General features: G+C 71.5%; 17 protein-coding genes. 7 read left to right on the forward strand and 10 right to left on the reverse strand.

Going from position 1 to position 18,750, the window contains the following annotated elements:
* Window positions 1-308 precede the first annotated feature (308 nt).
* Complete coding sequence (locus ACQEUU_RS04545) at window positions 309-1,589, forward strand: PP2C family protein-serine/threonine phosphatase (protein WP_433060693.1); 1,281 nt, start codon at window positions 309-311, stop codon at window positions 1,587-1,589.
* Here ACQEUU_RS04545 and ACQEUU_RS04550 read toward each other — a convergent pair.
* Together ACQEUU_RS04550 and ACQEUU_RS04555 are read right to left on the reverse strand one after the other, a co-directional pair.
* Entirely contained in the window at window positions 1,586-3,352 is a 1,767-nt protein-coding gene (locus ACQEUU_RS04550) for a S9 family peptidase (RefSeq protein ID WP_433060696.1), read from the reverse strand. The genes ACQEUU_RS04545 and ACQEUU_RS04550 overlap by 4 nt on opposite strands.
* Window positions 3,353-3,512: 160 nt before the next feature.
* On the reverse strand, window positions 3,513-4,445 hold the full coding sequence (locus ACQEUU_RS04555) for a putative RNA methyltransferase (RefSeq protein WP_433060699.1): 933 nt from the start codon (window positions 4,443-4,445) through the stop codon (window positions 3,513-3,515).
* Between the two features lie 88 nt (window positions 4,446-4,533).
* Between ACQEUU_RS04555 and ACQEUU_RS04560 the strand changes: the two genes are divergently transcribed.
* The 3 genes from ACQEUU_RS04560 to ACQEUU_RS04570 are packed head-to-tail and all read left to right on the forward strand — an operon-like array spanning window position 4,534 to window position 7,455.
* Entirely contained in the window at window positions 4,534-5,754 is a 1,221-nt protein-coding gene (locus ACQEUU_RS04560) for an ABC transporter substrate-binding protein (RefSeq protein WP_433060702.1), read from the forward strand.
* A 13-nt stretch (window positions 5,755-5,767) separates the two neighbouring features.
* Entirely contained in the window at window positions 5,768-6,631 is an 864-nt protein-coding gene (locus tag ACQEUU_RS04565; protein ID WP_433060705.1) for a carbohydrate ABC transporter permease, read from the forward strand.
* Window positions 6,631-7,455 carry a carbohydrate ABC transporter permease gene (locus tag ACQEUU_RS04570; RefSeq protein ID WP_433060708.1) on the forward strand — a complete coding sequence of 275 codons (825 nt, stop codon included), beginning with the start codon at window positions 6,631-6,633 and terminating at the stop codon, window positions 7,453-7,455. Before ACQEUU_RS04565 ends, ACQEUU_RS04570 begins: the two co-directional genes overlap by 1 nt.
* A gap of 21 nt (window positions 7,456-7,476) precedes the next feature.
* On the opposite strand, the gene rho is transcribed toward ACQEUU_RS04570, so the two are convergent.
* Window positions 7,477-8,550, reverse strand: coding sequence for a transcription termination factor Rho (gene rho / locus ACQEUU_RS04575; RefSeq protein ID WP_433060710.1), 1,074 nt, complete (start codon window positions 8,548-8,550; stop codon window positions 7,477-7,479).
* A gap of 332 nt (window positions 8,551-8,882) precedes the next feature.
* Between rho and ACQEUU_RS04580 the strand changes: the two genes are divergently transcribed.
* Window positions 8,883-9,029 (forward strand): hypothetical protein, encoded by a 147-nt coding sequence (locus ACQEUU_RS04580; RefSeq protein ID WP_433060713.1) that lies wholly within the window; start codon window positions 8,883-8,885, stop codon window positions 9,027-9,029.
* Window positions 9,030-9,063: 34 nt separating this feature from the next.
* On the forward strand, window positions 9,064-9,807 hold the full coding sequence (locus ACQEUU_RS04585) for an MBL fold metallo-hydrolase (RefSeq protein ID WP_433060715.1): 744 nt from the start codon (window positions 9,064-9,066) through the stop codon (window positions 9,805-9,807).
* 14 nt (window positions 9,808-9,821) lie between these two features.
* Here the strand turns inward: ACQEUU_RS04585 and ACQEUU_RS04590 are convergent, their stop codons facing one another.
* Window positions 9,822-11,723, reverse strand: coding sequence for a sensor histidine kinase (locus ACQEUU_RS04590; protein WP_433060718.1), 1,902 nt, complete (start codon window positions 11,721-11,723; stop codon window positions 9,822-9,824).
* A gap of 102 nt (window positions 11,724-11,825) precedes the next feature.
* Complete coding sequence (locus tag ACQEUU_RS04595; RefSeq protein ID WP_433060721.1) at window positions 11,826-12,293, reverse strand: hypothetical protein; 468 nt, start codon at window positions 12,291-12,293, stop codon at window positions 11,826-11,828.
* Between the two features lie 75 nt (window positions 12,294-12,368).
* Between ACQEUU_RS04595 and ACQEUU_RS04600 the strand changes: the two genes are divergently transcribed.
* Window positions 12,369-12,896, forward strand: a complete 528-nt coding sequence (locus ACQEUU_RS04600; RefSeq protein ID WP_433060724.1) for a DUF6886 family protein — start codon at window positions 12,369-12,371, stop codon at window positions 12,894-12,896.
* Here the strand turns inward: ACQEUU_RS04600 and ACQEUU_RS04605 are convergent.
* The 5 genes from ACQEUU_RS04605 to ACQEUU_RS04625 all read right to left on the reverse strand — a co-directional run bounded on the left by ACQEUU_RS04605 (window position 12,862) and on the right by ACQEUU_RS04625 (window position 18,433).
* A complete protein-coding gene (locus ACQEUU_RS04605; RefSeq protein WP_433060727.1) occupies window positions 12,862-13,833 on the reverse strand; it encodes a ketopantoate reductase family protein in 972 nt (323 codons plus the stop codon). The two genes, ACQEUU_RS04600 and ACQEUU_RS04605, sit on opposite strands and share 35 nt — an antisense overlap.
* Window positions 13,834-13,872: 39 nt before the next feature.
* Window positions 13,873-14,598, reverse strand: a complete 726-nt coding sequence (locus ACQEUU_RS04610) for a glycosyltransferase family 2 protein (protein WP_433060730.1) — start codon at window positions 14,596-14,598, stop codon at window positions 13,873-13,875.
* A 188-nt stretch (window positions 14,599-14,786) separates the two neighbouring features.
* Entirely contained in the window at window positions 14,787-16,412 is a 1,626-nt protein-coding gene (lysS, locus tag ACQEUU_RS04615) for a lysine--tRNA ligase (protein WP_433060732.1), read from the reverse strand.
* Window positions 16,409-16,768 carry a DinB family protein gene (locus ACQEUU_RS04620; protein ID WP_433060734.1) on the reverse strand — a complete coding sequence of 120 codons (360 nt, stop codon included), beginning with the start codon at window positions 16,766-16,768 and terminating at the stop codon, window positions 16,409-16,411. The genes lysS and ACQEUU_RS04620 overlap by 4 nt, the downstream gene beginning before the upstream one ends.
* A 9-nt stretch (window positions 16,769-16,777) precedes the next feature.
* Window positions 16,778-18,433: a PQQ-dependent sugar dehydrogenase gene (locus ACQEUU_RS04625; RefSeq protein WP_433060737.1), complete on the reverse strand. Its 1,656-nt coding sequence runs from the start codon at window positions 18,431-18,433 to the stop codon at window positions 16,778-16,780.
* Between the last annotated feature and the right edge of the window lie 317 nt (window positions 18,434-18,750).

Raw genomic sequence — 18,750 nt, forward strand, 5'->3', positions numbered from 1 at the left:
TGGATTTACCCCAAGTCACCGGGAAGTGTGGTAGGCACGTGGGGATGACTGCTTCTCCCCATGCCGTGCTAGCTGCGACGTTCGCGGCGGGCGAGTCGGCTGTGACCGACGCCATGAGGTTCACGCGCGAGGTGATGACCGCGTGGGCCACCGGCGGCATGCTCCATGTCGCCGAGCAGGTGGCGGGAGACCTCGCGGGGCAGGTGATAGATGAGCCATTTGAAATGCTTTGGCGTCACTTGGGTAGTTCTGTTCAGGTCGAGGTGAAGCAGCGGCACACATCACAGGGGGATCAGAAAGCTCCTTCCGTGCACGTCGACGAGTGGGGGATCACCTTCGCGGGCGACTCCCGTGTCCATTGGGCCAGACTCACGCTACCCGGCTCCCACGACAGCGCGGGAGCCGTCGAGTGGAAGCAGAGCGGACGCGGGCCCCACTGGCTGGGGTTCCTGGCCGACGCCAGCGACCTGCTCGCGGGCACCCTCGACCCCGACATGGTCCCCGCCATCATCGCCCAGATCGTGGTGCCGCGGCTGAGCCACTGGTGCGCCGTCTACACGGCCGACACCGCCTCCTCGCCGCTGCGCCTGGCCTACCTGTGGCACGCCGACGAGGCCAGGATCGACGGGCTGCGCGAGCAACTCGCCGACATGGACGTCGCCTCCGTCGGCACCCGGATGAGCTCCACCTTCCACCTGGGCGACAACGAGGTGCTCGCGGTCCCTCTCACGGCCCGCGGACGCAGTCTCGGCGTGATGTGCCTGGGCCGGCCCGACCGGTTCCCCGACGAGGCCATCCAGCTCGCCGAGGACATCGGCAGGCGCGCGGCCCTGGCCGCCGACAACGCCCGCGTCTACGCCCAGCAGGCCGCCGCCAACCGCGCCCTGCAGCGCAGCCTCCTGCCGCCCAACGAGCCCGAGGTGCCCGGCCTCGACTACGGCGTGGTCTACGAGCCCGCCGGTGAGGCCAACGAAGTGGGCGGCGACTTCTACGACCTGTTCAAGGCCGGCGACGACTCGTGGCGCTTCGCGATCGGCGACGTCTGCGGCACCGGCCCCGAGGCGGCCGCGGTCACCGGCCTGGCACGGCACACGCTCCGCCTGCTCGCCCGCGAGGGCTACGGGGTCGCGGCGGTGCTCGGCCGGCTCAACCAGGCCATCCTCGAAGAGGGGGAGCGGGCCCGGTTCCTCACCCTGCTGCACGGCGACATCACCCCTGCCGACAACGGCCTGGAGGTGCGCCTGGTCTCGGCCGGCCACCCGGAGGCGCTGCGGCTCAAACCGAGCGGCGTCGTCGAGCCGGTCACCACCCCGCAGTCGCTGCTGGGCGTCTTCCCCGAGGTGCTCTTCGAGGCCGACACCGTCCACCTGGAGCCGGGCGACGTGCTGCTCGCGGTCACCGACGGCGTCACCGAGCGCCGCTCGGGCGGGCGGCTGCTCGACGACGAGGGCGGGCTGGCCAAGATGCTCGCCGAGTGCGCGGGCCTGTCGGCCAGGGCCGTGGCCGAACGCATCCGCAGGAGCGCGGCCGACTTCGCCACCGAGCCCAGCGCCGACGACCTGGCGATCCTGGTGCTGCGCGCCCGCTAGCGCCGGCCCACGTGCTTGCGGGCGAAGTCCAGCTGCAGGGCGGTCTGCGCGATCCGCTCGGCGACCACGAGGTTCCCCCGTACGGCGTCGTAGGTGTAGACCTCGTGCTGGCAGCCGTGCTGTTCGAGCTGGGCCACGTACTTCTGGATCTGGCGGGGCGGGCAGCGGGTGTCGTTCTCGCCGACCATGATCAGCACCGGGCTCTTCACCTGGTCGACGTAGGTGATGGGGGAGCTGGTCGCGTAGCGCTCCGGCTGCTCGTCGGGTGAGCCGCCGAGCAGCGCGCGGTGGTAGGCGCGCATGCTCTCGGCCTCGTCCTCGTACGAGATCCGGTGGCAGGCGATGGGCACGCCGGCGATGCCGGCGGCCCACTGGCCCGGCTGCGTGCCGAGACCGAGCAGCGTGAGATAGCCGCCCCAGGCGGTGCCCGCCAGCACGAGCCGGTCGGGGTCGGCGATGCCGGCGTCGACCACGGCGGCCCGCACCGCGGTCACGTCGGCCAGCTCGATCTGGCCGACGTCGCCGTGCAGCGCGTCGCGCCAGGCCGAGCCGTAGCCGGTCGAGCCGCGGTAGTTGACCCGGACGACCGCGAAGCCGGCGTCCACCCAGGCGGCCACCTCGGGGGAGAACGAGTCGCGGTCGTGGCTCGTCGGGCCGTTGTGCAGGAGGAACACCGCGGGGAACGGGGCGGTGCCGTTCTCCGGGCGGGAGATCAGCGTGTGGATGCGCCCGCCGGGTCCCTCGACGTCGAGGTCCTCCACGGGCACGCTCGGCGGGGCGGCCGGGCCGGCGGCGTTGAGCACGACCTGGCCGCTGGTCGAGCGGATGACGGGCGGGCGGGACGCGCTCGACCAGGAGTACTCCACATGGCCGCCGGGGCGCGGGCGCGCCTCCTCGATGACGCCGTGCGGCGTCTCGATGGGCGTCAGCCCGCCGCCCGCCAGGTCGTAGCGGTGGAGGTGGCTGCGGGCCCGGTGGCCGCGCAGGATCAGCAGGCCGCGGCCGTCGTGGTACCACTCGGCCGTCATCTCGCCGTCGTCCTTCAGCCAGATCTCCCGGCGGGCGCCCGACACCGGGTCCCAGACCAGCGGCTCGCGGCGGCGGCGGCGCTCGTGCAGGGCGAGCAGGCGGGAGTCGCCGGGCACCGGGGCGAAACCGAGGCCGGCCACGCCCTTGCCGGGACCGTCGTACAGCTCGTCGACCACCTCGCCCGATGGGCGCACGACGCGCAGCGCGGGGTGGCGGACGTCGCCGTACTCGCCGTGGTTGATCGCGATCAGCTCACCATCCATGGACATGCCGGCCACCCAGGCGGCCTCGCCGTGCTCGTACAGCAGCTCCGCCCGCCCGCCCTCGCGCACCAGGCAGACGCGGAAGGCGCCGTCGGCCGCGAGGCTGATCGCGACCGGGCCGGTGGAGGAGAGCGCGATCCCGGGCGTCTGCCCGGCGGGGATGTCGGGGGCGACCGGCTCGTCGGGGCCGCCGGCGAACGGCTGGCGCAGCCACCTGCCGAGCTCGTCGCCGTCGGTGTCGGCGAACCAGTAGATCCACCGGCCGGTGGGGTCGATCGCGGCGTGGGCGGTGCCGGCGGGCCGGTCGGTGACCTGGCGGACAGCGCCGCTCGCGCGGTCCCAGGCGTAGACCTCCCACGTGCCGCTGGCGTTGGAGCGGTAGATCGAGCGGTTCGGGGCCAGGGGCGCGTACGAGGGCAGCGACATGCGCGACGCGCGGAACCTGGCCTGCCAGCGTTCCTCCGCCTTCATCCGCCGCACTCCCCTTCCGCGGGCGCCCTGGCCGTCCTCCTCGGCGGCCGGGTTGCCGTCCAGTATTACGCCTGAGTCGTGGAAATACCTCGGAAATGTGGGGGAATTTGGTGCGAAACGCCCCAAGAGCCACACCAGCCTCAGATGTCAGTCAAGGCGGCTATCTTGCGTCAGGTGTCACTTCGAAGGTAGATAGATGAAACTCCGCCCTCGTTGTCACCTTTTCCTGCTTTTTCGCGATAGAGGGGGCGAAAACCCTCGATATCCCCTCGGTCAGCTCCTCCTCTTCCACGTGCCACGCGCTCGGCCCCATCGCCACCACGGCCCGCACCTCGTCAGGCCCGAGCGCCATCCCGAACCTCACCACCCGCCGCTCCACCTCGGTGAACCCCTCCAGGCTGCGCGCCACCCGCCTGTCCTTGTCGGCGTCGACGGACAGCAGTCCGAGCTCCTCCACCAACGGGCTCAGGTGGCCCGGCGCCGGGGTCACCACGACGACGCGCCCGCCGGGCCGCAGGATCCGCCGGAACTCGGGCCCGTTCCTGGGTGCGAACACGTTCATGACCACATCGGCGACCCCGCCCTTGATCGGCAGGCGCCGCCACACGTCGGCCACGAACGCCCCCACCCCGGGGTGAGCCCGCGCGGCCCGCCGCACGGCGTGCTTGGACACGTCGAACGCCATCACGATCCCGCGCCCGGCCGCGTCGAGCACGGCCGCCGAGTAGTGACCGGTCCCGGCGCCGGCGTCCACGATGACCGGCGCGGTCCTGCGAACAGCACCACCGTACGCTTTCTCACCGCCGTCGTCAGCCGTCCGTGAAAACGATTCGACGCGACCGGCCAGAACCGCCTCCGCCAGCGCCCGCTCCAGCGGCGCGTAGTGACCGGCGGCCAGGAAGGCGGCACGCGCGGCGACCATCTCCGCGCTGTCGGCGGTGCCGGGCGGGCGCGAGCCGACGAGCAGGCTCACGTACCCCTGCCTGGCCACGTCGAAGGAGTGGCCGCGCGGGCAGCGCAGCGCGCCGGGGTCGAGCCGCAGCGGCTCCTCGCAGACGGGGCAGGCGAGGTGTTCGACGATGTCGGCCAGCATGCGGCCCATTGTCCCGCGCCTCCTGTCGTCCTGACATGAAGGGCATCCGGCGGGGCAGGGAACCGCATCCCCCCATAGGAGGCATGTCGTGAAGCCCACCGCCCTCGCCCTCTCGGTGGTCCTGCTGGCCGGCGGCTGCGCCACCCAGACCGGGGACGGGCGGGTGGAGCTGGAGTTCTTCCAGTTCAAGCCCGAGGCGATCGAGACCTTCGACCGCATCATCGAGGAGTTCGAGCGCGGCCACCCGCACATCGACGTGACCCAGAACCACATGCCGACCGCCGAGAACGCCATCAGGACCCGCCTGGTGAAGAACGACATCCCGGACGTCATCGCGCTGAACGGCAACGGCGTCTTCGGCGAGCTGGCCTCGGCCGGCGTCTTCCACGACTTCTCCGGCGAACCGGCCGCCCGCGGCGTCAGCCCGCCGATCCAGCGCATACTCGACGACCTCGGCGTCCACCGGGAAAGCGAGGTCAACGGGCTGCCGTTCGCCTCCAACGCGAGCGGGGTCATCTACAACAAGGACCTGTTCCGGCAGCACGGCGTCGAGCCGCCGCGGACCTGGACGGAGCTGCGCGCCGCGGCCGAAACGTTTCGCGCGGCCGGGGTGGACCCGTTCTACCTGACGCTGGCCGACGCCTGGACCACGCTGCCCACGTTCAACGCCCTCGCCGCGAACCTGCCGCCCCCGGACTTCTTCGACCGGCGCGAGGCCGGCCGCGTCACCTTCGCGCAGGCGTACCCGCCCGTGGTCTCCAAGCTCGGCGAGCTGTTCCGGTACGGGCAGCGGGACCGGCTCTCGCGCGGCTACGACGACGGCAACCAGGCCTTCGCCCAGGGCAAGGCGGCCATGTACCTGCAGGGCAGCTTCGCGCTTTCGGCGATCAAGCAGTTCGAGCCGGCCTTCGAGCTCGGCACGTTCGCGCTGCCCGCCACGGACGACCCGGAGGCGACCCGGCTGGTGTCGGGCGTGGACGTGGCGCTGACCATGGGCCGCGAGCCGGAGCACCCGGAGGAGTCGATGGCCTTCATCTCCTACCTGATGCGTCCTGAGGTGATGGAGGCCTACGCCGAGGAGCAGCTCGCGGTGCCGCCGACCGAGGGCGGCGCCTCCGGGGACCCGGCGCTCGCGGGCGTCATGCCGTACTTCGAGCGGGGCGAGCTGACCGGCTACGCCGACCACCGCATCCCGCTGACCATCCAGCTGGAGCAGTACCTGCAGCAGTACGTGATCGACGGCGACCAGGACGCGTTCCTGCGGACGCTGGACGCCGAGTGGGACAAGGTCGCCGCCCGGCGATCGTGACAGAGGACTCCCCATGACGAGAACCGCCAGGGCCTTCTACTGGATGGTCATCCCCGCGCTCGTGCTGTTCGCGGTCTTCCACACCGTGCCGGTGCTGCAGGGCTTCTACTACAGCCTCACCGACTCGCCCGGGTACGGCGACCACGCGTTCGTGGGGCTGAGGAACTACCTCAACCTCCTCAGGGACGACCGGGTACTCGACGCCTACGTGTTCACGTTCCAGTTCGCGATCGTGGCCACGTTCCTCACCAACGCGATCGCGCTGGCCATCGCGCTCGGGCTTAACGCGCGCATCAGGTTACGCACCACGCTGCGCGGCGTGTTCTTCATCCCGAACGTGCTGGCGATCCTCATCGTCGGCTACATCTTCAACTACCTGTTCGCCAACGCGCTGCCGGCCGTCGCGCAGGCGCTCGGCATCACGGCGCTGAGCTCCAACATCCTGGTCAACCCCGACCTGGCCTGGCTGGGGATCGTGGTCGTGGCCGTCTGGCAGGCGGTCGCGTTCAACGTCATCATCTATCTGGCGGGCCTGCAGACGATCCCGGGCGACGTCCGCGAGGCCGCGACGGTGGACGGCGCGGGGGCCTGGCGGCAGTTCAGGTCCATCGTGTTCCCGCTGATCGCGCCGTTCTTCACGATCAACATGGTGCTGTCGCTGAAGAACTTCCTGCAGGTCTTCGACCACATCGTGGCCCTGACCAACGGCGGTCCCGGCACCGCGACCACCTCGGTCTCCCTGCTGATCTACCAGGGCGGCCTGGAGGGCGGCGAGTACGCCTACCAGACCGCCAACGCCGTCGTCTACTTCCTCGTCATCGTCGCGGTCTCCGTCTTCCAGCTACGGGTCCTGCAACGCCGGGAGATGAGTGCCTGATGGTACGTCGCAAAGGTGTGAACTGGTGGCTGACCGCCCTCCTGGCGGCCTGCTCGCTGACGGTCCTGGTGCCGCTGTACTTCACGGTGGTCACCGCGCTGAAACAGCCGGCCGAGCTCGCCGGGGCCGGCTTCGACCTGCCGGCAGACCCCCAGTGGGGCAACTTCGCCGAGGCGTGGCGGCTGACGAACTATCCGCAGGCCGCGCTGAACAGCGCCCTGATCACCGTCGGCGCGGTGCTGCTGACCCTGCTGACCAACTCGCTCGTGGCCTACGCCATCGCCCGCAACCTGCACAGCAGGTTGTTCAGAGGGCTCTACTTCTACTTCGTCTCGGCGCTGTTCGTGCCGTTCCCGATCATCATGCTGCCGGTCATCAAACAGACCTCGGCCCTGGGCCTGGACAACCAGCTCGGACTGATCTTCCTGTACGTGGTGTACGGGCTCGCGTTCAACATCTTCCTGTACGTGGGATACATCAAGTCGATCCCCCGGTCGCTGGAGGAGGCGGCCCGCACGGACGGGGCGGGCACCTGGACCGTGTTCTGGCGGGTGATCTTCCCGCTGCTGGCGCCGATGAACGCCACGGTCGGCATCCTCACGTTCCTGTGGGCGTGGAACGACTTCCTGCTGCCGCTGGTCGTGCTGTCCAGCCCGAGCGCCCGTACGCTGCCGCTGGTGCAGTACGTGTTCCAGAACCAGTTCAGCTCCGACTACACGACGGCCTTCGCGTCCTATCTGATGGCGCTGGCCCCGGCGCTGCTGGTCTACCTGTTCGCCCAGCGGTGGGTGATCTCCGGCGTGCTGCGGGGCGCCGTCAAGTAGGGCCGGCAAGTGGGCCCGCTGTCAGACGGTGGCGGCGGCGCGGACGAGGAACTCGGCGTTGGACGGCGTCTCGCGGAGCTTGCCGACGAGCATCTCGGTGCCCTGGTGGCGCTCCAGGCCGCTGAGCGAGCGGCGCAGCCGCCAGACCACCTGCCGCTCGCGCGCGGGCAGCAGGATCTCCTCCCGGCGGGTGCCGGAGGCGTCCAGGTCCACGGCCGGGAACACGCGGCGCTCGGCCAGGTCGCGCACCAGGTGCAGCTCCATGTTGCCGGTGCCCTTGAACTCCTCGTACAGGCTGTTGTCCAGCCGCGAGCCGGTGTCCACGAGAGCGGTGGCGAGGATGGTGAGGGAGCCGCCGCCGGCCACGTTGCGCGCGGCGCCGAAGAACCGCTTGGGCGGGTAGAGCGCGGCGGCGTCGAGGCCGCCGCTGAGCGTCTTGCCGTTGCCGGGCGCGGTGTTGTTGTAGGCGCGGGCCAGCCGGGTCAGCGAGTCGAGCAGGAGGACGACGTCGCGGCCCTGCTCGACCAGGCGCTTGGCGCGCTCGACGGCCAGCTCGGCGATCGCGGTGTGGTCGCGGTCGGGATGGTCGAAGGTGGAGGCGAAGATCTCGCCCTGGACGCCGGCGCGCATCTCGGTGACCTCCTCCGGCCGCTCCCCGACCAGCAGGACCATGAGGTGCGCCTCGGGGTGGTTGCGGGAGACGGCCGTGGCCAGGGCCTGCAGGACCATGGTCTTGCCCGCCTTGGGCGGGGCGACGATCAGCCCGCGCTGGCCCTTGCCGATGGGCGCGAACAGGTCGATGACCCGGGTGCTGAGCGTCTCGGTCTCCAGGCGGAGCCGCTCGTCGGGATGGACGGGCGTCAGGTCGGCGAACCGCGGCCGGTCCCGCCAGTGGCTCTCGCCGTTGACGGCCTCGACCTTGACGATCGTGCCGCGGTCGACCTGGGCGGTGACGTGGTCGCCGGGCCGGAGCCCGAGCCGCCCGGCCCGGTCGGTGCTGAACCGCAGGTCACCGTTCGAGGGAAGGTGGTGGGCGCGGATGAATGCGGATTTGTCCCGCACGTCCAGCAACCCGCCGATGACGTGAACAGACATGAAAGACCTCTTTGAGGGCATGCCGGAGAGAGAACCACCGGCGTGTGGAGGAACCCGGGCCCACGCGAAGGAGGGGAACGCCGGGAGAAAGGAGAGCGGCGGAGCTGGAGCTCGACGCCACCGGCAACGTACCACACGTCGCTGTCCATGCAACGCCTAGCCCTCTTGGGCTATTCCCGGGGCATTCTCGTGTCTTCGCGCGTGAAACGCGTGGTGGACCGTAACAATGTTCTTCTCGCCGTCCTGTCCGATCCGGACATGGATTCCGCAAGCGCCCTGCAGGACCTTTGCAATGACGGCGAGGTTCCATACAGGCAGACGATCCTTGGGGGATGACCATGAACAGCACCCGCTGCCCGCGATGCCACAACGAGCTCGACGAGGGCCCGATCATGTACCGGTGCGGCACCTGCCGGCGCGCGGTCTTCGCCGCCGACCTCGAGAACGAGTTCGTCCCGCGCGAGCCCGTGGCCGCCTAGTCCGCACCTGGTCTGGGCGCCTAGTCTGGACTTCGTGCCCCACCAACCGTTACTCGTGGCCGGCGTCGAGGTGACGCCTCTCTGTGACGCCGTCGGCCCCATGGGCGAGGCGATCCGACGCCCGCTCGCCGAGATGTTCCCGGGAGCCGGCCTTCCCGAAGAGCCGTGGATCCTGCACTTCCACTGCTACCTGATCCGTGACCGCGCGGGCCGGCTGACCCTGGTCGACACCGGCATCGGCGGCGTCGACTCGCCGGCGTCCAGCTGGGCGCCGGTGCCCGGTGCGCTGGTCCGGGAGCTGGCCGCCGCGGGCGCCGACCCCGCCGACGTCAGCACCGTGATCCTCACCCATCTGCACTCCGACCACGCCGGCGGAGCCGTCGCGGACGGCCGGCCGCTGTTCGAGAACGCCCGGTACGTGCTCCAGAACGCCGAGCTGGAGGCCGCCGCCGGCGCCGTGCGCGACCAGGTGATCGACGTGATCAAGGGCCAGCTCCACGTCGTCGACGGCGACGCCGAGGTCGCGCCCGGCCTGCGGGTCCATCTGACCCCGGGCCACACGCCCGGCCACCAGATCGCGCGGGCCGGCGAGCTGGCGATGACCGGCGACCTCGTGCTGCACCCCGCGCAGCTGGCCGACCCCGCCGTGCGCTACCTCTACGACGACGACCAGGAACGCGCCGCCGCCACCCGGGCGGAGGTGCTGGCGTCGCTGCGGGCCGAGGGCGGCGCGCTGCTGGCCACCTGCCACTTCGAGGACCCGTTCGTCCGCCTCTGACCGCGGGACGGCGGCTATCGTCCCGCGAGCACCGGCTGGTCGGCCAGCAGGCTCTCGGGCAGCATCACCCGCGCGGTCAGCCCGCCGTACGGCGACGGGGCGAGCGTCACCTTGATGCCGTGGCGGGCCGCCAGCCGGCCCACCACGAACAGGCCCAGCCGGTCGCTCTGAGCGAGATCGAACTCCGGCTTCTCCGCCAGCCGCTCGTTGAGCTGGTCGAGCTCCTCGCGCGGCAGGCCGAGCCCGCGGTCCTCGACCTCGACCGTGAGGCCGTGCGGCGTGGACGTGGTGCGCAGGTCGACGCGGGTGCGCGGCGGCGAGAACAGCGTCGCGTTCTCGACCAGCTCGGCCATCAGGTGGGCCACGTCGGTCACGGCCGTGCCCACCAGCGAGATCGGCGGCGGCTGCAGCACCTCGACCCGCTGATACTCCTCGACCTCCGCCACGGCCGCCCGCAGCACGTCGACGATCGGCACCGGGTTGCGCCAGCCGCGGCCGGGCTGCTGGTCGGACAGGATGATCAGACTCTCGGCGTGGCGGCGCATGCGGGTGGTCAGGTGGTCGAGCTTGAACAGATCCTCCAGCATCACCGGGTCCTCGGTGCCCCGCTCCATCCCGTCGAGCTGCATGAGCTGGCGGTGCAGCAGCGACTGGTTGCGCCGGGCGAGGTTGACGAAGACCTGGTTGACGCCGTGGCGCAGGCCGGCTTGGCTGAGCGCCGCGTCCACGGCCGTGCGCTGCACGTCGTTGAACGCCTGCACGATGTCGTGCACCTCGGCCGTCTCCGCCTTGACCGCCAGCGGCTCCACCCCGGCCCCGGCGGGCGGCTTGCCCCCGGCCCGCAGCTGCTCGACCAGCGCGGGCAGGCGCACCTGCGCCAGGTGGGTGGCGGCGTCGCGGAGCCCGGCGAGCTCACGTACCAGCCGCTTGCGGAAGCGAAGTGACAGCAGGATCGAGGCGAGCACCGCGACCAGGCCCACCCCGCCCGCGACAGTGATCTTCATGAGGATGCCGGTGGCCGCGGGCGCCACCCGCTGGGCGTAGAGCGCGTCGGCGGCGCGCTGGCGGGCCTCGACGGCCTTCCACATGTTGTTGGCGTCGATCGGCCAGGTGGCGGCGTCGGCGGGCAGGTCACCGACGACGGCCTGCCCGCGCAGCGTGTCCTCGGCCTCCAGGAACTCCTGGTACATGGTGGAGCTGATCAGCGCCTGGTACGGGGCGCGCAGCTCGCCGTCGAGCTGGGACAGCGCCTGGGAGTAGAGCAGCCGCCTGGTGGCCGCCCACTCGGCGAACGCCTCGCGCTCCGCGCTGGTCACCCGGCCCCTGCCGAGCACCACGGAGATCATCGCGCGCTCCCTGGAGAGCATCTCCTTGGCCTCGACCAGCATGGCCAGCGCCCGCCCGTTGCGGTGGAGGCTCAGGTCGGGGACCAGCACCAGGGCGTCGTACATGCGGAAGGAGGCGTCGATGATCTGGTTGTAGCCGTTGATCAGGTCGAGCGGCGAGGGGGCGGGCCCGTCGACGTCGCGGCGGATCTGGGTGAGCCGGTCGAGCTGCCGGAACAGCAGGTCGAGCTGCGCGTTGATCGCGGGGGTCAGGTCATCCTGCCGCCCGGCCAGCTCGCGCAGGCCCTCGGCCGCCTTGTCGGTCAGCGTGCGCTGCACGAACAGCGTCTCGGGGTTGCGCTTGGCGATGACGAACTGGATCGACGACAGCCGTTCGTTCTGCAGGTGAGTCGTCAGCTCGCTCGACGGCTGCGCCAGGTTGGTGCTCAGCCTGTCGGTCTCCAGCATCCGGATGCCGTCGCCCGCCGTCAGAGCGGCCGCGAAGGCCCAGAGCCCCACCAGGGAGGTCAGCGGGACGAGCAGGAGGATGAGCAGTTTGATCGCGATGGGGCGGCCACGCGTGGGGGGCATGCGACCTCCGGAGGCAGGTGCGGGCGCCTCGCAGAGTACACCCCCGTACGAGCCGGGGTCATGCGCCGGCGCGGGGGCTCCACGCCCCCGCGCCAGGGGCGTTCATCGCCGGCTTTCCTCGGTGCCGCGGGCGACCAGCCGGTCGTCGGCGGTCACGGCCGGGGCGGTGGTAGTGGTGGTGCGGTCGTCGGCGGCGTGCCTCGCCACCCGATCCGTCGCGGCCTGCTCCTTCGCGGCGTCCTTCGCGGCCTGCTCCTTCGCCGCCTGCTCCTTCTCCAGCCGCTCCTGCAGCCGGCGCTTCTCGTTCTCCAGCTCCGCCACCCGCTGGGAGGCGTCGGCCCGGACGCCACGCAGGGCGCGGCGGCGCCTGGCGGACCTGCGCGAGCCGAGGGCGATCAGCCACAGCCCGAGCAGGAGCACGGTCGCGGCGGCGGCGCCCGCGACGAACATCTCGACGTGGTTCGGCTGGAAGACGTAGCCGAAGACGTCGTACGTGGTGCCTTCTTCGGCGAAGACGAGGATGGCCCCGCCGACTCCGAGGATCACCAGTAACAGCCCCAGGAAGATCATCTGTACTCATCCCTTCTCGTCAAGCGCGACCTCTCACTGCCCCGATGGAGTCGGGATATGCGCGACGATGGTGGTATGAGGCCCGATCCCGGCGAGGTGCTGCATTTCTCGGAGGACCCGACGATCGAGCGGTTCGTCCCCCACGTCGCCCCCACCTCCAGGGTGACCGAGCCGTACGTGTGGGCGGTCGGACCGGACCGGTGCCCCGACTACTGGTTCCCCCGCGCCTGCCCGCGGGCGATGGCCTGGACGGGACCGCGGACCACCGCCGAGGACGCGGCCCGGATCATCGGCGCGGGCTGCGGCGAGCGCGTGCACGCCATCGAGTACGGCTGGCTGAAGCCGATGCTGGGGGCGGAGCTCTACGCCTACCGGTTCGCCGCCGTCGACTTCACGCCCATCGGGGACCCGCCGCACGCCATGGTGTCGACCACGCCCGTGACGCCGCTCGGGCCGCCCGAGCGGGTGGGCGACCTGGTCGAGCTGCACGAACGGGCGGGCATCCAGCTGCGGGTGCTCGACGGACTCTGGCCGTTCTGGGACGAGGTGGTCGCCAGCAGTCTGGAGTTCAGCGGGATCCGGATGCGGAACGCCCGCCGATGAGCCCGGTCAGCTCCGCCACGGTCATCGACCCCGGCGGCCGCCGTTCGCGGGCGAACCGGTTGGCCTCGCGCTGCAGCACCTCGTTGACCGGGGTCGGGAGGCCCAGCTCGCGCCCCAGCAGGACGATCTCGCCGTTGAGGTAGTCGGCCTCGATCGAGCCCACGCCCCTGGCCAGGCTCTGCCAGGACGAGCCGCCGCCGCGCGCCTCGCCGCCGATCGGGCGCATGTCCACCCGGTCGCCGCGCAGCTCACGCTCCTCCCGCGGAGTGGAGTACGGGATGCCGGCCTCCTCCAGCACCGCGGTGCCCTCGGCCCTGGCGTGCTCCCGCACGGCCTGGGCGCCGGGCGCGGGCCCGCACAGCGCCTCGACGGCGTTGGCCAGGTTGCTCAGCAGCTTGCCGTACTTCCACCGCATGACCTCGGTGGAGGTCAGCGCGACGAAGTGGCTGCGGCCGAGGTCGGTGGCGATCTGCTTGGCCAGTTCGTCGGCGCCGCCGGGGTAGCAGCCGACGTGCAGCAGCCCGGAGCGCGGCCAGCCGTAGGCCGCCACCACGCCGGGCTCGGTGTGGAGGGCCGGCAGCCACACGCACATGCCGTAGACCTTCGCGAAGCGGCGCAGCGCGGCCGGCTCGTTCGCCACCCCGTTCTGCGCGCACACCACCGGCAGGTGGCGGGGCCACGGGTCGAGCGCGGCCACCGTGTCCTGCGACTTGGTGGCCACGACCAGCACGTCGCCGTCGCGCGCCGGCACCGGGCCGTCGGTCGCCGGGATGTCGAGGACCTGGTCGGAGTCGGGAGTGACCAGGCGCAGGCCGCGCTCGCGCAGCGCCTCGTAGTGAGCCCCGCGGGCGACGAGAAGCACGTCGTGCCCGCCCTGGTGGAGCCGCGCTCCGATGGTGCCGCCGACCGCGCCGGCGCCGATCACGATGTAACGCATGGTTAGACAGTGTCACCCTTCACTTGGCGAGGTCACCTTTCACTTGGCGAGCGCCACCTGGGTCCGAGGGACGGCGGAGGCGCGAAATCGCTCCCGGAGGATGGTCTTCAGCACCCGCCAGCCGTCGCGCAGCGCGTGCAGGTTGCTCTCACCGTGGATGCGGCAGCGCTCGTGGCTTGGCACCTCGCGGACGGTCAGCCCGGCCCTGGCGGCGCGGATGTTCATCAGGGTCTCGATCTCGAAGCCGTCGCAGTCGAGGGCGAGCGCGTCCAGATGGCGGGCCCAGAACGCGTTGTAGCCGTAGCACAGGTCGGTGTAGCGCGTCCCGTACAGCAGGTTGGTCAGGATCGTGAGGGCGCGGTTGCCGAGGGAGCGCAGCGGGCTGAGGTCGTCGGAGCCGCCGCCGGGCGCGTAGCGTGAGCCCTTGGCGAAGTCGGCGCCGCCGGTGAGCGCGATCACGAACGAGTGGATCTCGCGGCCGTCGGTCGAGCCGTCGGCGTCCATCATGACGATGATGTCGCCCTTGGCCGCCGCGGCGCCCTCGATCAGGGCGTTCCCCTTGCCGCGCCGGGTCTGGGTCACCACGCGCAGGTCGGGGCGCAGGCGCCGGGCGACCGCCACCGTGTCGTCGGCCGAGTCGCCGTCGACGAGGATCACCTCGTCGATCCAGACCGGTAGGGTGGCGAACACGTGGGGAAGGTTGTCTGCCTCGTTCAGCGCCGGGACGATGACGCTGACGGTGACGGGGGCGTGCTGCTCGTTCATGCGGCCAAAGATCCCTCCACGCGCATGCAAAACACTTGCTGACGCCTTGCAGTGTTCGCGCGTCTGCGTGTCGCCGACCATCCTGTGACCTGGGAACATACACCGATAAAAGCCGTCTTACGGGCGATCGTCCGGTCCGGTCATGAAGTCTTGACAAGCAGCCGTCCCCTGTGCTTCGGCGGGGACCTTCAGGCGCCGACCAGCTTCCGCACCCGATCGGCGCCCACAGCCAGCAGCAGCGTCGGCAGCCGGGGCCCGGTCTCGCGGCCCACCAGCAGCCGGTAGAGCAGCGCGAAGAACTCCCGCTGCGCCGCCTTCACCTCCGGCGTCGGCTTCGCGTCCGCCGCCAGCCCGGCCCGCAGCTTCGGCACCCCGTACACCAGCGTGGTCAGCCCTTCCAGCGACCAGTGCTCGTCCAGGCCCTCGGTCAGCATGCGCAGCGACTCGCGCGGGTCCTCGCCGAGCGAGCCCAGCAGCTCCTCGTCGGGCGACTCGCGCACCCGCGTGCGCTGCTCGGCGGGCACGTGCGTGTCGATCCACGCCTGCGCCCGGTCCAGCCTCGGCCGGACCTCGTCCAGCGCGGCGACGCCGTCGAGGTCGCCGAGGATCCGCCCGATCTGGCCGGTGTCGCCGGTCGTGACGTCCGCGATGGAGGCGAGAGTCCGGTACGGAACGGGCCGGGGGGTGGCGGGCAGCGGGCCGCGCGAGGTGCGCACGGCCCTGGCGTGCGCGGCCAGCTCGGCGGGCTGCGCCGCGTCCTCGGCCACCTTGCGGCCGAGCGCGTCCCACTCGTCGTAGAGCCGCTGGATCTCCTGGTCGAAGGCGACCTTGAAGGACTGGGACGGCTTGCGGCGCGCGTACAGCCAGCGCAGCACCGGCGCCTCCATGATGCGCAGCGCGTCGGCCGGGGTCGGCACGTCGCCCTTCGAACTGCTCATCTTGGCCATGCCGGTGATGCCGACGAACGCGTACATCGGCCCGATCGGCCGCTCTCCGCCGAACACCGGGCCGACGATCTCCCCGCCGACCACCCAGGCCGAGCCGGGCGAGTGATGGTCGACGCCCGACGGCTCGAACACCACGCCCTCGTACGCCCAGCGCATCGGCCAGTCGACCTTCCACACCAGCTTGCCGCGGTCGTGCTCGGCCAGCCGCACCGTCTCGCCGAACCCGCACGCGCAGGTGTAGGCCAGCTCGGTGGTGTCGTCGTCGTAGGCGGTGACCGTGGTCAGGTCGCGCTCGCACATCTCGCAGTACGGGCGATACGGGAAATAGGCCGCACCCGGCCGCTCCTCGCCCTGCTTGGTGCGGTAGCGGGCCAGCACCGCGTCGATGCCCGCGCGCTCGCGCAGGGCGGTCAGGATCTGCTCGCGGTAGGCGCCCGAGGTGTACTGCTCGGTCTGGCTGATGCCGCGGTAGTCGACGCCCAGCTCCTCCAGCGCCTCGATCATGGGCGCCTTGAAGTGGTCGGCCCACGACGCGTGGTCACTGCCCGGAGGCGCGGGCACCGAGCTGAGCGGCTTGCCGACGTGCTCGGCCCACGACGGGTCGACGCCCGCCGGCACCCTGCGGAACCTGTCGTAGTCGTCCCACGACAGCAGGTGCACGCACGCGTGCCCGCGCCTGCGGATCTCGTCGGCCACCAGGTGAGGGGTCATCACCTCGCGCAGGTTGCCCAGGTGGATCGGCCCTGACGGGCTGAGGCCCGAGGCGCACACGATGGGCTCGCCGGGCGCGCGGCGCTCCGCCTCGGCGATCACCTCATCGGCGAATCGGGACACCCAGTCGGTCTCCGTACTGTCAGCCACGCTCATCGCGCCATTCTGGCGGTTCGCCGGGGCCGAGGCCAACGCGCCCGCCAGGTGGCGAACGCCTCCTCGGCCGAGGCGGTGTCCACGTCGTCGAAGTCGACGTCCTGGCGGGTGTCCTTGCCCCACAGCCGCGGCACGTCCTCGCCGTCGATGATCTGGCGGAACCAGGCCCGCTCGACGTGCGCCATGTGCCTGACCAGGCCGAGCAGGGACATGTTCGACGGCGGCACGGCCCGCTCGCGCAACTGCTCCTCGCTCAGCCCGGCGCACTTGGCGGCGAGCGTCTCGCGCTCCCAGTCGAGGAAGCTGTAGAGCAGCGCCCGTTCGTCACCGGTGAAGATCGGAGGTGTGCGGTCCATCCCGGCAAGCTAGCGCACCGCGCACGCGTAGCCGGTGGGGACCCCGGTGCCGTCGGGGCGACTGGCCTGGAAGCCGAACGTGGTGCTCTGGCCGGGAGCCAGGGCGCCGTTGTAGGGGGCGTTCTCGAAGACCGCGCCGGACCCGGCGGCGTTCCACGAGCCGGTGATCTGGTGCCCGGCGGGCAGGGTGACCGTGACCCGCCAGCCGGTGACGGGCGACGTCCCGGTGTTGGTCACCGTGACCGGCTGGACGACGTAACCGGTGGCCCACTGCGTCTGGACGGTGGCCACCGCGGTGCACCCGCCTGTGGCGTCGCCCGGGGCGGTGGTGACGGTGACCGTGCCGGAGACGAGGGAGAGGTTGCCCGCCGCGTCGCGGGCGCGGACCTGGAAGCGGTACGTGCTCTGCGGCGTCAGTCCGGTGGCCGTGAACGTCGTGGTCGCGGAGGTGCCCACCCGGTCGAACGAGCCGCCCGACGAGCCCGGCGCGCGCAGCACGTCGTAACCGGTGACGCCGGTGTCGTCGGTGGAGGCGGCCCACGTCAGGGTGGTCGCGGTGGCCGTCGTGCCCGTCGCGGTCGGGTTCCCCGGCGCGGTCGGCGGGGTGATGTCGCCCCCGGTCGAGGCCGGAGGGACGCGGATGATCCGGTCGTCCTGGGCGGTCGGCGTGCCGCGGCCGTCGCGGTTGCTGGTCGCCACCCAGAGCCGGCCGTCGGGGCCCACCTCGACCGTGCGCAGCCTGCCGTACTCCGAGACGAACTCGGCCTGCGGGGTGCCCGCCGTGCCGTCCTCGTTCAGCGGCACCGCCCACACCCGCTGGCCGCGCAGCGCCGCCGCGAACAGCGTGCCGTTCGCGTACGCCAGACCGCTCGGCGACGCCTGCGACGTCGCCCAGGTGACGATCGGGGCGCGGAAGGAGCCGTTGCCGCAGGAACCTTCGCAGGTGGGCCAGCCGTAGTTGCCGCCCGCGACGATCCGGTTGATCTCGTCCCAGGTGTTCTGGCCGAACTCGGTGGCGTACATCCTGCCCTGCTCGTCCCAGGCCAGGCCCTGGACGTTGCGGTGGCCGTAGCTCCAGACCCGGGAGCCGGAGAACGGGTTGTCGGCGGGGATCGCGCCGGTGGGCGTGATGCGCAGGATCTTCCCCGCGAGGCTGTTCAGATTCTGCGCGTTCGCGGTGGCGCCCGCGTCGCCGGTGGCCACGTACAGCATGCCGTCGGGACCGAACGCGATGCGGCCGCCGTCGTGGACCGTCGCGCTGGGGACTCCCGAGAGGATCACCGTCTGCGTCTGCGGCGCGCTGAGCTGGAACCTGACCAGGCGGTTGTCGCCGGCGGTGCTGGTGAAGTACGCGTACACCCAGCCGTCCCTGACCGCGAGGCCGAGCAGGCCGCTCTCGCCCGAGGCGCTCACCCCGGAGACCGTGGCGACCTGGACGGGCGCCTGACCGGGGCGTACCTGCGAGATCCGCCCGGTGTCGCGCTCGGCCACCAGCCCGCTGCCGTCGGGCAGGAACGCCAGCCCCCACGGCACCCGCAGCCCTGTGACGGACACCTCCGCCCGGTCGAAGTCGAATCCGCCCAGGACCTGGGCCCGCGCGCCGGGGGCGAGGACGACCAGGGCGGACAGCACCATGAGCAGGGCGGTGACGAGACGGGCGCGCATGCCGGGGCTCCTCGTACGGAATCGGCGCTTGCGGACCCCCGCACCGTAGGCACGGGCACGGCCGAACCTCAACGAGCATCACCGGGGCGAGCCTGTGACCTGGGAGGCGGCGCCGGTGAGGGGTGAAACTTTCAGGTCGGCCCCCGGCGGCGGGCGTGAGGTCCGCGCGTGCGGGCTGCCTGGCAGTTTCCTGGGAGTCGTGGCCGTTCGGATGCCCGGTGTGTATGGGAGGGATACGTTGTCTGCACCCTCAACCCCCAGGTAAGGGCCTCGCATCGCCTTTGTAACGGTATGCCCGTTAAGTTACGTTTGTCTGA

Source organism: Nonomuraea sp. CA-218870 (assembly GCF_050936535.1).
Lineage (GTDB): Bacteria > Actinomycetota > Actinomycetes > Streptosporangiales > Streptosporangiaceae > Nonomuraea > Nonomuraea corallina.

Coding starts and splice junctions, on each gene's coding strand:
- ACQEUU_RS04620 (WP_433060734.1), bottom strand. CDS start 16,768: ATGGACCGCACACCTCCGATCTTCACCGGTGACGAACGGGCGCTGCTC.
- rho (WP_433060710.1), bottom strand. CDS start 8,550: ATGTCTGTTCACGTCATCGGCGGGTTGCTGGACGTGCGGGACAAATCC.
- ACQEUU_RS04550 (WP_433060696.1), bottom strand. CDS start 3,352: ATGAAGGCGGAGGAACGCTGGCAGGCCAGGTTCCGCGCGTCGCGCATG.
- ACQEUU_RS04605 (WP_433060727.1), bottom strand. CDS start 13,833: ATGCGTTACATCGTGATCGGCGCCGGCGCGGTCGGCGGCACCATCGGA.
- ACQEUU_RS04610 (WP_433060730.1), bottom strand. CDS start 14,598: ATGAACGAGCAGCACGCCCCCGTCACCGTCAGCGTCATCGTCCCGGCG.
- ACQEUU_RS04600 (WP_433060724.1), top strand. CDS start 12,369: ATGAGGCCCGATCCCGGCGAGGTGCTGCATTTCTCGGAGGACCCGACG.
- ACQEUU_RS04555 (WP_433060699.1), bottom strand. CDS start 4,445: ATGCTGGCCGACATCGTCGAACACCTCGCCTGCCCCGTCTGCGAGGAG.
- ACQEUU_RS04625 (WP_433060737.1), bottom strand. CDS start 18,433: ATGCGCGCCCGTCTCGTCACCGCCCTGCTCATGGTGCTGTCCGCCCTG.
- ACQEUU_RS04595 (WP_433060721.1), bottom strand. CDS start 12,293: ATGATCTTCCTGGGGCTGTTACTGGTGATCCTCGGAGTCGGCGGGGCC.
- ACQEUU_RS04590 (WP_433060718.1), bottom strand. CDS start 11,723: ATGCCCCCCACGCGTGGCCGCCCCATCGCGATCAAACTGCTCATCCTC.
- lysS (WP_433060732.1), bottom strand. CDS start 16,412: ATGAGCGTGGCTGACAGTACGGAGACCGACTGGGTGTCCCGATTCGCC.
- ACQEUU_RS04565 (WP_433060705.1), top strand. CDS start 5,768: ATGACGAGAACCGCCAGGGCCTTCTACTGGATGGTCATCCCCGCGCTC.
- ACQEUU_RS04570 (WP_433060708.1), top strand. CDS start 6,631: ATGGTACGTCGCAAAGGTGTGAACTGGTGGCTGACCGCCCTCCTGGCG.
- ACQEUU_RS04580 (WP_433060713.1), top strand. CDS start 8,883: ATGACCATGAACAGCACCCGCTGCCCGCGATGCCACAACGAGCTCGAC.